A 13,434-nucleotide genomic window follows, 5' to 3' on the forward strand; every position below is an offset into this window, starting at 1 on the left:
ATCAGTGAGAAGAATCGTTTTTGCTGCCCCCGGAGATTTTATCTGCCATGTAAGCGCCCGAGTATCCCGCAGAGCGTCCGAAGGCCCCGCTAACACCATGGCCGGTGTGACTGCCCGAGTAGCCTTCCATAAAATTCGACGGGGCGTTTTTAACAGATTTGGCAGTCTGATAGGAGCTCGAGCCAAATGATCCGAGCGTGCTCATGGTGATGCTTGTGATCTTTTGTCCCAATGCGCCGGAACCGCCAACATTGACAATGAAGTTGGCAATAGATGGAACTGTGAAATAGCCTACTATGCCAATAATCAGAAACACAAGGTACGCGGTATCTTTCGAGGAGAAGAAGGTATCGCCCGTAGACTGGATCTGGCTCAGATCAATTTTGATCATCTGCTCCTGTACCTTTCCGATGATAGCGCCGAAGATATTGGCGACCGGTAGCCACAGAAACACATTGATGTAGCGCGCCAGCCAGGCGTTAAGCGAATGGTGAAACCCGTCGAAGACAGAAATGCCTAAAACCAGAGGGCCCAGGATAGCCAGTACAATCAGCTGAAAGGTTCGCAGTGTATTGATGCACAGTGCAGCCGCCTGAAAAAGGATCTGAAGGATCTCGCTCATCCATTCTTTGACAGCGTTCTGAAAGTTGTACATCGCTTTTGACATCGCGAATTTCACATCATTTCCAATCGAGGACAGTGAGCCTTCCTCAGAGGGGTCCTCACCGTGCGTGTAGCGGTACCACCTGTCGCGGTCCCCCTGACCGGTCTCACCGACAAACATCTGCCAGAAATCAGTCCTTTTTAAAGCATCCTGTTTCTGCTTCAGTAGCAGGGCGACCGCTTTGTCTGAGCCCTGCACCATCGCGGCCGTACCTGTGACAGTAGGGGAGAGAATGCCGTTAATGATCGCCAGAAAAGAAGGAAAGAGCATAATCGCCATTCCCAGCGCGAAGGGCCTGAGAAGCGAATAAAAGTCAATGGCTTCTGCGTTGGCCAGATGCCGCCACACACGGTAGGCTATATACCACAGCGCCGCAAAGCCTGCAATTCCGCGGCCGACCGAGATCAGACGGCTGCTCAGACCAATCATCTCATTGTAAAGCTGGTCCAGCACGCCCTGCAGCCCTCTTATTTCTGTGGCAAGCCCCTGCGCTGTGCAGTCGGTAGACAATAGCAGTCCTGTTATCACCAGAGCGGTGATTGCTGTCCTGTTTTTCATTTGATTGTTTTTTTCTTTTGGTTTATAGGTCTATACCCTGGATCTGCTGCATGACAGAAGCATCATTTTTTTCTTTCGCCCGCTGAGTGGCCAGCACAGAGTTATTGCCGTTGAAATGTCTTAGGAATACCAGGTGCTCATCCATCTGTCCGAAGATGTGATCAATTGCTTTTAGCCTTTCATCGTCTGACATTCTTAGTTTGTCTTGCGTGATCACATTGGAAAGCTCGTCCAGGTTTCGGATGCTCACACTGATCAGATTACTATATACCCTTTCGATGTGCGCGATCTCGGAGGCCGTAAACTGCCCCTGGGCCCTGAAGTTTGAAAGCGCGCTTTTTGACTCTGATACCAGCGCGATCTCTTTTTGGATGATCCCTGCCACCTTATGATAATTTCTGACTTGCGGGCTAACTTTTAAAAGTGCGTCCAGAAACCCTTTGTGCAGCTTGAAATTACCCTCGCTGATGTTTTTGATGGTGTTATAGCCTTTGTAAAGAATATCATATCCTTTTTTCAGGTCTTCTAAAATCTGTTTGAACTGTGAAAGCTTTTCAATATTCAGTACCAACTGCGCGATTTCCTGCGCCTGCGCATTAGCCTTTGGCGGTCTGCAGATACTGCCAAAAAGCAGTAGCAAAAGAAGAAGAATGTGTTTCATATCTGTTAAGTGTTATCTGATGTTTTGCAGTTGCTGAATTGCAGCAGCGCTCTTCATATCCTTTTTTCGGGACAACCCCATCATCATAGCCGAGCGCGAAAACCCCTTACTGAAAGTGTAATTATCCTGCATGCCGATGAAAATCGACTGAATTCTTTTGATCCGCTCATCATCTTTCATTTCAAGCTTGCCGTCGGTGGTTACCGCGGTGAGCTCGCTGAGCTTGTTTGAGCAGTCATCAAGCAGCCTTCGGTAAACCCTTTGCATGTAATCCATCTCAGCCGGGCTGAAAAGCCCGTCGGCTTTTGCCTTGCTCATAGCTTGGTTTGCTTCGTGCAGTGTCATCAACTGTAGATCAATGATGCCTTTGACCCTGGCGTGGTTTATGATAGCGGGCTTGATCTTTCTAAGTGAGGCGAAATAATCTTTGTGCATTTTAAAATCGCCATCTTTGATATTGCCGATCAGCGTCAAACCCTGATCCGCGATTTTGTATCCCTTCTGAAGCACCTGGATATACACCTTCAACGCCGCAATCTGATTGGCCAGATACTCGATCTGGGTTTGTTTTTGCTGGAAAAGCTCCTTGACAATCTGGGCTTTTGTCTCTGTTTTCAGGAACGCAAGCAGCATTAGTATCAGGGGTATTTTTTTCATATATCTCGTTTTAAGGTATACCGTAAAGCAGTCTGATCGTTTCAACGTCCTGCTGTGATCTTGATCTTTGGATGCTGAGCAGCATGTTCTGGTTCGTAAAGCGCATCAGATCATCGTAGTTTTTCTCGGTTCTTTCCGCCGCATCATTAATCAGCTCAATGCGTTTTGCATCTGTCATACTGGTCTGTAAAGCTTTGATGACCGCAGCGATCTGGTCAATGTTTTTAATGCTTTCACTCAGGATCCCTGTGTAGACCTTTCCCATATAGGCCACCTCGCCTGGCGTGAAATGCTTGTCTGTCTGCACCAGGTTCCACGCCCTTCTGTACTGAAGCACCAGCCGGTACTGCTTATCGCTGATCGCGCGGATCCTTTTGTAGTAGGTGATCAAAGACTTGACCTTCTGCAGCTCGTCGAAATACTCCTTGTATAAATCCCGCTGCTTCTGGGTCCACTCTGTGATCTGGTCCAACTGCAATTTGGCCATCGTGTTCTCCAGCGCTTTCTGAGCGTTCTGAAGCCAGACAATTTTGTTCTGCTGACGCTGGATCCCCAGATCGATCGCCTTGATCACCCGGATGATCACCTGCCGGACTACTTCCCACCATGCTGCTTCCGCGCGCTGCATGGGCGCTGATGCTGCCACTATAAATATTGAGAGCAGAAAAATCCTGATGTGCTTTCTCATAGATGATAACGGGTTTATTGTTTTTGATCAGATAGCAGTGCAGCGATCCCTTTCTGGATGCTGCCATGCCGGGCGGCGTACTGCTCGACAAGTACTTTTTCCTTTTGCTCGGTTGTATAAGCATAGTATTCTTCTGGTGAGGGCTCATAGCGGTAGACTTTCATCACCGAATTGCCCAGCTCGATGTAAAGCTCCCGGTAACGGCGCTTGGGATCATTGGCTTTATTGACTGAGAGCACCTGTGCCCTTCCTTTATCATTCATGCCCAGCACGGCTTGTATATCCTCAAACTTGTTCTGGAATTTTTTCAGGTCCAAAAGGATCTTACAGTCCGAGTTATTGATAATCGCATCTTTGATAATAGGGGAGGAAATGATGTCATCGACCTCCTGGGTTACCGTAATCGCTTCCCCGTAATATTTGCGGACTGTTTTATACAAATACTTCATAAACTGGGCCATTCCGGCCTTCGCAATCGCCTGCCACGCTTCCTCAATGCAGATCACCTTCCTTATTTTATTAAGCTTCCGCATCTTGGAGATAAAAAGCTCCATGATAATCAGTGTGATCACAGGAAAAAGGATAGGGTGGTCCTTCACTTTATCGAGCTCGAAGACAATGAAGGGCTGGGTGAGCACATCCAGGTTTTCCTTCGCGTTCAGAAGGTAGGCAAACTCACCATCGTCATAATACGGGCGGAGCACAAACAGGAAATTGTCCATATCAAAATCCTTTTCTTTGACCCTGTCCTCTGCAAGCGTCTGGGTGAACTCTACATACAGGAACTCATAGAAGGAATCAAAGCAGGGGAAAATCTCAGGGTTTGCTGCTAAATACTCGTAATAGTCTGTGAGCGCATTGGAGATCGCTACATACTCGCTTCTTTTAAACTCCTCGTTATCGCGTTTCCAAAGCGCGAGCAGCATCGTTTTAATACTTTCCTTTTTTTCTGTGTCCAGCTCATCTCCCTCACCAATAAAAAACGGGTTGAAACGGATCGGTGTTTTCTCTGAGTAGGTGAAATAATAACCTCCCAGCATATCACAAAGGCCTTTGTAGCTGTGACCAACATCGACGATCAGAACATGCGAGCCCTGCTGCACATAGCTATGAAGCATATGGTTCATAAACATACTTTTACCTGAACCACTTCCACCGATCACGATTTTGTTGCGGTTGGTGATCACACCCCTTGACATCGGCTCATCAGAGATATCCACGTGCACCGGTATTCCCGTATGGCGGTCGCCCAGACGGATGCCAAACGGGCTTTTCGAGCTTCGGTATGCAGTCTCCAGGTTCAGAAAACAGCACGCCTGTTCTGCGAACGTATCAAAGGTATCGTTCATCGGAAAATCAGCCGCATTGCCAGGGATACCTGCCCAATAGATCTGCGGTGCTCCGGCCGTTTCCTGTTTCGCTGAAGCGTCCATCTGCGCAAGCGCTGCCGAGACCAGGTTTTTGATCTCCTTGAGTTTTTGCTTCTCGTCAGTCCAGACCAGAATGTTAAAGTGCGCTTTCACCGGCATACGGTGCTCAGAGACCGCTTCATTCAAAAAATCATTTGCCGCATCACGGGCAATACTGTTCTCACGCGAGTAGGCAGAAAGCGACTGTAGTCTGAGCCTTTTGGTCTCCAGTCTCTGGATGGCTTTGTGGCCATCTTCCAGAAAAATGTACTGGCTGTATAAATGGTTGCAGCCAAGCAGCTGACCGAGCGGTGATGCGAACCCGATACTGAATTTGGTTTTGTCTGTGCTGTATTTATCGTAGTTCACCCGCGGCCCGCATAGTGAGGGCAGGTCCTTTGCGTCTGAGAGCGTATAAAGCTGACAGGTCTGGGCTCCGATCTGAATTCCGCCGGTAAACTCCATATCCGAAATAAGCCGGCCGGGATCAGAGAGGTTACAGTATTTTTCAATGACACCTGCCCTGGCACTTGTGCTCAGAAGGCTATCCTGTGATAGTCTTTCCAGCTGAACCACGCCGCTGCTTTCAACGATGCTTTTAAACTGGCCGCAGGCGTCTAAAAAATCATCAAACATGCTCTCGCTTAACCCTTGCTGCGGCACAATACTGGGTCTTGTCAGATTCGAGAACAGAGAAGAAGAAAGTTTTCTGCCATCGGGCTTTTTAGTCAGAAAAACATAGCAGCTGTGGTCCAGAAACGGCCGCTCAAAAAAGAACCTTTCGCTTCCCATCGAAATAAAGCTTTTATCGTCCCTGTTGAAATCAGGCTGGTATTTGCTGTCTAAAAACCAGTCTTGCTTGCAGAATACGGTGTTATCCGGCAGCACCTTCAACGCCCTGATCCAGGTGCTGTGCAAGGCCTCGTACTCCTGGTTAGAGAGCGAGAACAACTCTGGCAGCTCCACTTTATAGCCAATGGTGATATCTGCATTCTTTGAAAGGATCGCGCCCTTCTCTACGCCCATAATCGGTAATATATCTTCCAGCCTCTTTTCCATCTCCTCTTTCATTTACCAATGTCTGTACTCTTATACTCTTTTACTTGCAATCTGCAATTGTTAGTTTTTTGTATCTGATTTAGTCCTTGTCATAAACACATGCTTCGAGTAGTTTTTGACCACACCAGGGATGCTTCTTTGGGCCAGCTTTTTGCTCAGTCCATGCTCACCGTATCGCCCGCTCATCGCGTATAGTTGGACTGTCATCGCCGCGCCGAGCCCGAGCACTGTCGCAAGGCATATATAGGAGTTGATCCCTGCGATGTAAAGAATAGCGAACAGGATCAGAAGGCTTAGAATGCCGATCACAAAGTAGAGTATGTACTGGGCTTTCAGGCCGTGAAATTCGATCGGGCGGTTGATACCTTTATTGATTTGAAATACTGTGCTGTTCATGATTGTCGCGTCGTTTTTATAGCTTGAACTGTCTTTTTTTACCGGTCTGCTCTTCTGAGGGGCGTTGGTTAAGGGGTATTATTTTCGCGTTTGTCGGGCTCGGTTTATCTGTTTTGTTTTCCGTTTTCTGCGTATTGCTGCCTTCTTTTTCTGCGAGCAGACGCGCCTGTATTTTAGTGCCAATCTGATGCTGAAGACCTGCCAGCTCCTGTTTTTTCTCTTGCAGCAGCGCTTGTTGCCCGAATGGTTTGGCTGCAATTTCCGTAAGCAGTTTCTGCTCGTTTTCACCGGCGTTTATTCTTTTTTCATACTGCTCTTTAAGACTGCTCACCCTGTCGATTGCATTCAGAAAGTGTCTGGATGTAAACTGCGCATTCTCAAAGTTGGGCAGCCCGCTGTTGTAGCTGTATTTAATGCCGGTCTGTGGGCTGACCGCGAAAAGCAGGTTTTCAAAAGCTGGCATTTTTTTCTGATCGTTGATCTCTGTTTTTACTGCCGGATGATGCTGTATAAAAAGCTGAAACCCGTATAGCTCCCCGATCTGTTTTTCTGCCGGCTCACTGGGCTGCGGCTGCCAGTTTTGCGTAAGCTCAATGATCTTCTGCCCGATCCCCGCCGGGTCAGCGCCGGTATATCCATCAATTCTGACAGGATTAGACTTGGCCCCGTCCTTATCTGTAGTCAGCTGAGATTTATAAAAGGTCTCATCTGTTTTTAGTTTCTGCAGAACGCCCCGGTCAGACTCAATTTCTGCTGCCATCCTTTCCAGCTTTGATCTGGTTCTGGTCTGCTCGCGCTGATGCGCCACTTTCAGCCCTTCGAGTGCCATAACTTGCTTTTCTACTTTGGCTTTTTCAAGAAGGCTCGTATCGCCGGACAAAACTGCGATGTACTCAGAGAAATTCATTCCGTTTTGCTCATCGATCGCCCCCTCGTCAATACTCCTGATGTTGACCGTATTGTTTTTCATCTGGGAGATGAAGGTCTGCTTGTTTTTGAGCAGATTGAATTTATAATTGTCAAGGCTCTGCTCTACGGCGTAGATGTAGTTTCTGACCTTGTTACCGTAGTACAACCTGGCTATTTCATTGCCCTGTCTGGCCCCGCGTCCGTTACGCTGCTCGAGCTCCGAAGGCTTCCAGGGGATGTCAATGTGGTGCATCGCAATCATCCGCTGCTGGACGTTAAGCCCGGTGCCCGCCTTTTCAGTGCTGCCGATCAGGATCCTTATTTCACCCCGGTTCATTTTATTGAAAAGCGTCGGTTTGGTTTTATCTGACCAGTCATGGATGAAGGTGATCTGGTTGGCCGGAATGTTGTGCCGCGCGGTCAGCTCGTCTTTAAGGGCCTTGTATATATTGAACTCATTGGGCTTGGGCGTTCCGATATCGCTGAATATGATCTGGGTACCCTTGTGTACCTTGCTCTCATGATAAAGTGCTGCCACCGTCCTTGCGCAGGTATTGACTTTACTGTCCGGGTGATAGGGTGATCTGGGGTTGATCAGCCGCATATCAGCCGCCATTTTTTTAGCATAGTTGGTAGCCAGCAGCATTTTCGCCTTGTCTTCCGCATCCGTGAGCTTGCCCCGGCCCAGAAGTCTTCCGTCGCCGGTTTTGGCAAACTGCATGAGCTTCTGGATGAAAACCTGCTGCTGGGGTGTTGGTTTGATGTTGATCAGTCGTTCGTCCAAAGCAGGTTTTTGCAGCTGGATATGTGCCGAGGTTTTGTAATCGGTGATCTCGTTATAAAACATGGCCAGTTCGGGTACTTTAATAAAGTTTCGGAAACGTTCTTTGGCGATGATCTCATTGGTGACACTAAACTCAAAGTCAGTGGTCTTTTTGGCAAATACAGAGGCCCATCCGTCAAAGTTTTCAATCGATTGCCGTTTCATCTCCTTTGGTCTGAGGTACTTGAAAATCAGGTACAGCTCAGTCAGACTGTTTGATATCGGTGTGCCGCTCAGAAATGTTACACATAAATCCGCATTGTATTTCTCCTGCAGGGTCCGCACAGCAAACAGCATGTTCAGCGCCCTTTGACTTCCGTTTGTGTTTCCCAGCCCTGCCACCCTGGTATGCCGGGTCGTGTAAAGCAGGTTTTTAAATTTATGGCTTTCATCGACAAACAGATGGTCAATGCCCATAGAAACAAAATCAATATCATTGTCTTTTCGGCTGGCGATTTTCAGCTCTACTTCACTGAGCTTGGCCTGCAGGTTCCGAAGCCTGATCTGCAGTCCCTTCAGGATCTGCTTTGACGAATCGCCGCCCTGCGCTTTCATCGAGTCCAGATCAAGTCTTGTGTTTTCAAGCTCCTGGCTGAAAATCTCTTTTTGGACTGCGGTCGACTGAGGGATTTTTCCGAACTGGTCATGGGTCAGAATCACGCAGTCCCAGTTGTTGTTTTTAATCTCCTGAAAAATCCTTTGTCTTTCCTTGGGCGTAAAGTCTTCCTTGCCAGGTGAGAGTACCTTTGCGTAAGGGTAGGCCTTTCGGTAGGTCTCGGCAATCTGGTCTACATTCGCCTTTAAGGCCAGTATCATTGGTTTTCGGATTGTGCCCAGTCTTTTCATCTCCTGTGCGGCTGCGATCATTGTCAGCGTTTTGCCCAGGCCCACCTCATGATCAATCAGTCCGCCCCTGTTTTGAACAATCCTCCAGGCGGCATCTTTCTGCGAGGAGTAAAGATCTTTAATACCCAGCGCTTTTCTGTCCAGACCCGGAAATGTCAGGTGAGCGCCGCTGTACTCTCTTAGCCGGTAGCAGTTGAAAGTATCATTGTAAAGTTTTTCCAGCGTATGCTGCTCGTGCTGCGGAAGCTCTTTAAGCCAGGTGTTAAACCCCGATCTGATGCTTTCGATTTTTGCATGCGCAAGCTGGGTGGCCTCGTTATCGGGCACTCTGATGCTGCGCCCGCCCGCATAGACCTGCTGCGTGATAAAAGGAGAGGTGTTTTCCAGCGCATTCTCAAACAACGTATTGCCGTATATATTCTTACCGCTTTTGGGTTTGATCGCGTACTCCTCGGTGACCTTGGCATTCTTTGATGCTACTGATACTTTGAAGCCGTCCATTGAGCGCACGTAGCTCACATCGGTTTTAGTCTCAAACAAAGAGCTTGCATATCTTTGATAATAGGAGACAGGGATCCATCTTTCGCCCAGGTTAAAATCAAGCAGCTCGAAGGGTATTTTCTCGGGCTGTACTTTCTCTAGCGCCGCTACACTTCTTTGAAGCTGCTTGTGGCCGGGATCCTCCTTTAAAAGCCTTGTTGAAAGCTCCAGTTTTTCGTTCACATTCCCGCTCAAAAACCTGTCAGATGATTCCCACTCAAATGCCAGCGGGTTAAAGTAGATATGATCGCCCAGCTTTGCTATTGTTCCGGCCTTATCAAGGCTCAGCACCTTGCCAAGTAGCGCCAGGTCTACTTTGCCTTGTGTATTCAATGAGTGAGCCAGGGCATCTTCCGGATCTTGCGAGCGGTACTCTTTGTTTTTTTCATGGATGTTGACATGAAAGATATCTGATTTAACGAGCTCTCCGTTCTCTTTTCGCTCCAATGCGGAAGGCAGACTACTGCCGAATGCCTTGTCTTCTGAAATGGGCGCCCGGTTGCGCGTCTCGCTGAGTTTTCCAAACCTGGCTGTCCAGTTATCATAGAGTCTGTTCAGCATCGCTCTTAGTACTGGCTCGCTTTGCCCGGAACTGCTTTCAGCCTGGAAGAGCTTGTGGTAGGTGTCTCTCAGGCTGATATAGCCTTTGTAGAAGTCTTTCTTTTCTTGTGATCTCATAGGAGTAAAGAGCCCCTGGCCGTTATGGATGGTGGTTATTGTGCCGATTTGGTCATTGTGCACAGCCAGCGTGCCTTCTTTGTAGAAGCCCGGTAGCTGCTGCATGCTGATCAGGTTCTTATCTGTAAGCTCAAACAGTGGAGCGAGCGTGCTGTCACCCGAAAGCTCGTAGCTGTGCCGGAAACCTTTCAGTAAAGCTGAAATCTGTTTCGCCTCCGAAGCAAGCTGCTCTGAGTTCAGCCAGCTCAGTGAGCTTCGCACGTTTTCTGCATTGACAATAATCTTGTAGTAAAGCCTTCGGCTGCTCCGGTGACGGGCGCTGAGCAGCACTGCCAGCTCGTGGGCCGGGTTATCCTTCGTTCTGACAACCGAGAGAATCCTTGCGCTCGCTTTGTCAACGGTACTGTGATCCGAGGCTTTCAGATACGCCAGTGCCCTGTGGTTGGTCTGGGCAATGACCGTGTCAAAAAGGCCCAGCTGCTCTGAAGCCCTGCTGGCAATACTTTTGGGCACCTGACTGTACTGAAGGCTTGGCAGCGTGTCTTTTTCTATGTGCTGCGCGTCCAGCGCCCGAGTGCTACTGAGACTGTTCTCAAATTTATCCTTGTTAAAACGGGCCTGAAATCCACTGCGGATCAGTGAGCCGAGCGCGTCTTTGATCTGTGAGACATCCCCGCTTTGAAGCACAGTGGTGCTTGCTTTGCCATACTGGCTCGTGCCCTCATAGATCTGATCACCCAGGGTGAGTGCGTGTTTATTTCTTAAAATATACTCGTTTACCGAGTACTGTCCGAAGCTGTTTCGGGCTTCTACGGTGTTCACCAGCCATTTGTCCAGCCGACTGAGCTCCTGTTTCTGATCATTTTTTTGAACAATCAGAAGGTGGCTCGGCGCTGTGGTGCCACCGGTCTCACTCATCAGATTATCCGGCATCACTGCCAGCGATATAAGATCAGCTCTTTGAAAAAGAAACTCCCTTGCTTTTTTGTTTGACGGGCTGTTTAAAAAGGCGTCTGTCGTGATGTAGGCCATCACACCTCCGTCTGCCAGTTTCTGAAGGCCTTTGGCAAAAAAGTAGTTGTGTATTCTTTCTTTCAGTACTGGCTCATTATGCCCGAGATCAGGGTCAAATACCCTGAAATTACCAAACGGGATGTTGCTGACAACAAAATCGAATTTGCCGTTCTCCGAGCGGCCCGTGTTCTCAAAGCCCGTAATGTGCGTGGTAGTCGCAAAAGGCATCCTGGAATTGATCGCGGCAAGCACTTTGCCTGTCAGATAATCCTTTTCAACCGCGGTGACCGACTCTATAGAATCCAGCTGATGCGCTTGTGATATAAATACACCGGCCCCGGCAGACGGCTCATAAAGGTGTCTGGGTTTGATGCCAAGCCCCCTCATTGTCTGATAAAGTGTGCTTGCCACGAAATCAGGCGTGTAAAACGAGGTCAGCACGCTTTCTTTCAGACTCTCTACCGCCAGATCATAACTGCTCTGAGCGGCCGGTAATGTTGGATCTTTCGGGTCAAGAAACCGGTGAAGCAGACTGAACAACATCTGTACTGGCTGGTAAAGTCTTTCATCAGCGTTGGTAGAACCAAGCCCGCGCCAGTCCTTGGCAGAGCCCTCTCCGTAAAGTACAGCTTTGATCCCGCCAAATCCGCTGTACTTTTTCAGGGTTTCAAGCTGCTGATCTGTCAGTACCTGACCATCCTGGTAGCTGAGCGCGACCGAGAGTGCCGCTGTATTATCTTCCAGTTTTTTTAATGCGTTGTAAGCCATACTCCACCTTTTCTTGCCTTCTGTCCAACTAAGTAATTTCCTTGCTGCTTACTGATGCTCAAAGTACTCTGAGATCATCCCCGTAATTGCCAGATAAATCTGTTTGTCATCTTCTCTTTCAGCACTGAAGCCCAGTGCTCTGAATGTAGGTTTGCAGTAGCTGACCAGGTTGACCGCTTCAATCAGCAGAAGTCCTGAGTCTTTAAGGCCGGCGTAAACGCTTTCAAACTCCTGGCTAAGTACACTGACAATGTACCAGTAGCGCGAAGGGCCTAAATCCAGGGCAAGCTGCTTGCCACATATGTCCAGCACTACGCTTTGCGAATATCCGCTCTCAGTCAGACTTTTTGCAGTAGATAATGCGCTGCTCACCTTTTGATCCAGGTAGATATCTACCCGCCGCTTCTGCTGCAGAGCAAACATCAGATCAGGATGATTTCGGCAGATGCCCGCCCAGAGTTTTTCTTTTAATTGCTTTCTCATATGTTTTCACTTATAGTCTGCCCTGGATTCGGGGGCCTGCCAGTCTGGTTCCCTGACCCAGGGAACTGACATTTTTGTTTTCGAACGGTAAGTGTTATACGGACCTGTCAGACGTTGAAGAATGACTTGATTACCGTTGCTACTACCACAAGAAAAATACATGAGCCAAACCAGCTGGCTGCGACTTTGGAGGTGTCATTGTCCCCCTGGTTCCATTTGGTAAATACCTTGATCGCTCCGACTAGCCCGAGTACAGAACCGCACGCATACATCAAATTCGTTCCTGCTACAAAGTAGCTTCGCACCTTTAAATTCGCTTCGTTCAGCCCGGCCACACCATCCTGAGCGGATGCGTAAAAGCTGATCAGCACCAGCCCTGCCAAGAGTCCCCACCCGCAGAGCACCTGCCGGCTTACATTCTTTGTAAATCGTCCATACACACGTTTCATACCCACTTGATTATAGTTAAAGAATTATTCAGAAATTACCCTTTTTAGCCTGGATGGTTGTTTTCATCGGATTTACCTGTGGTTTGACAGTTGTTTTGAAAAAAAGCGGGGCGGCATTCCAGACACGGAACCAACTACACCACCCATAACCACATCACAAGATCTGGCCGCCCCGCAATGTCTTATTTATTGTTGTTACCTTTGGAGTACCTGCTGCCAGGCTTCATTGAGCTCATCTTCATGAAAACTGATCTGGCAAGTCTCTGCTGCCTGCCTTATAATATAATGATTGATAGCTACCCGGAAGGCAGGCTTCCGTAAACCGGAGTAGTGTTCAAGCCGCCGCTTCAAAAACTGCAGTAAATCATGCTTGCTCGTTTGTTTGCCTGCCTTTTCCAAAATAGCCCTTCTCAGGTCTTCTACAACCTCCTCCAGCTCATCAAATGTCCCTTCCATCACCTGGCTGTAGTCCCCTGAAAAATCTTTATTGTTATTTGTGTGTCTCTGAATTTTCTTTTGGAATAATTTCCCTGAGAATAGATCCGATAGCTCTTTTCGGTAATACTTCAATCCGATAAAAAGGTAGTAGCCCACTGCTACGATGCTTACGCCTATTACATAATTGCTCCATGATATTGCTGCTTGCATAATCGTATCTTGTTTTGGTGAATGCTGTAGTTTTCTATCCTGGATTTGCATGCATCAGATAAGTGTTAATTCTTACCTGCCAGAACCTTTTGTCTTAAAGGATGCTACAAAGTAAATCCGCAGACAGGGTGACAGAAAAGGACAACTTTTTCTTGTGCCCTTTTGGTACCCTTTGTTTGTAGAG

Annotated in this window: 10 protein-coding genes; all 10 read right to left on the reverse strand. The window is 48.1% G+C overall.

Annotated elements, in window-relative coordinates:
• Nucleotide 1 precedes the first annotated feature (1 nt).
• Complete coding sequence (traJ, locus tag DSL64_RS15960) at nucleotides 2-1,222, reverse strand: conjugative transposon protein TraJ (RefSeq protein WP_115831912.1); 1,221 nt, start codon at nucleotides 1,220-1,222, stop codon at nucleotides 2-4.
• A gap of 22 nt (nucleotides 1,223-1,244) precedes the next feature.
• On the reverse strand, nucleotides 1,245-1,883 hold the full coding sequence (locus tag DSL64_RS15965; RefSeq protein WP_115831913.1) for a TerB family tellurite resistance protein: 639 nt from the start codon (nucleotides 1,881-1,883) through the stop codon (nucleotides 1,245-1,247).
• 12 nt (nucleotides 1,884-1,895) lie between these two features.
• Nucleotides 1,896-2,540 (reverse strand): hypothetical protein, encoded by a 645-nt coding sequence (locus DSL64_RS15970; protein WP_115831914.1) that lies wholly within the window; start codon nucleotides 2,538-2,540, stop codon nucleotides 1,896-1,898.
• A 10-nt stretch (nucleotides 2,541-2,550) separates the two neighbouring features.
• A complete protein-coding gene (locus DSL64_RS15975) occupies nucleotides 2,551-3,228 on the reverse strand; it encodes a conjugal transfer protein TraI (protein ID WP_115831915.1) in 678 nt (225 codons plus the stop codon).
• Between the two features lie 14 nt (nucleotides 3,229-3,242).
• Nucleotides 3,243-5,708, reverse strand: a complete 2,466-nt coding sequence (locus tag DSL64_RS15980) for a TraG family conjugative transposon ATPase (protein WP_229217108.1) — start codon at nucleotides 5,706-5,708, stop codon at nucleotides 3,243-3,245.
• Between the two features lie 48 nt (nucleotides 5,709-5,756).
• Nucleotides 5,757-6,092 (reverse strand): DUF4133 domain-containing protein, encoded by a 336-nt coding sequence (locus DSL64_RS15985; protein WP_115831916.1) that lies wholly within the window; start codon nucleotides 6,090-6,092, stop codon nucleotides 5,757-5,759.
• A gap of 16 nt (nucleotides 6,093-6,108) precedes the next feature.
• A complete protein-coding gene (locus DSL64_RS15990; RefSeq protein ID WP_115831917.1) occupies nucleotides 6,109-11,670 on the reverse strand; it encodes a helicase-like domain-containing protein in 5,562 nt (1,853 codons plus the stop codon).
• Between the two features lie 48 nt (nucleotides 11,671-11,718).
• The gene (locus DSL64_RS15995; RefSeq protein ID WP_115831918.1) at nucleotides 11,719-12,153 is read right to left on the reverse strand and encodes a hypothetical protein; all 435 of its coding nucleotides are present in this window, start codon (nucleotides 12,151-12,153) and stop codon (nucleotides 11,719-11,721) included.
• Between the two features lie 107 nt (nucleotides 12,154-12,260).
• Nucleotides 12,261-12,602, reverse strand: a complete 342-nt coding sequence (locus DSL64_RS16000; protein ID WP_115831919.1) for a DUF4134 domain-containing protein — start codon at nucleotides 12,600-12,602, stop codon at nucleotides 12,261-12,263.
• 195 nt (nucleotides 12,603-12,797) lie between these two features.
• Nucleotides 12,798-13,250 carry a hypothetical protein gene (locus tag DSL64_RS16005; RefSeq protein WP_147300378.1) on the reverse strand — a complete coding sequence of 151 codons (453 nt, stop codon included), beginning with the start codon at nucleotides 13,248-13,250 and terminating at the stop codon, nucleotides 12,798-12,800.
• Nucleotides 13,251-13,434 lie beyond the last annotated feature (184 nt).

This window comes from Dyadobacter luteus (assembly GCF_003383615.1).
GTDB classification, from domain to species: domain Bacteria; phylum Bacteroidota; class Bacteroidia; order Cytophagales; family Spirosomataceae; genus Dyadobacter; species Dyadobacter luteus.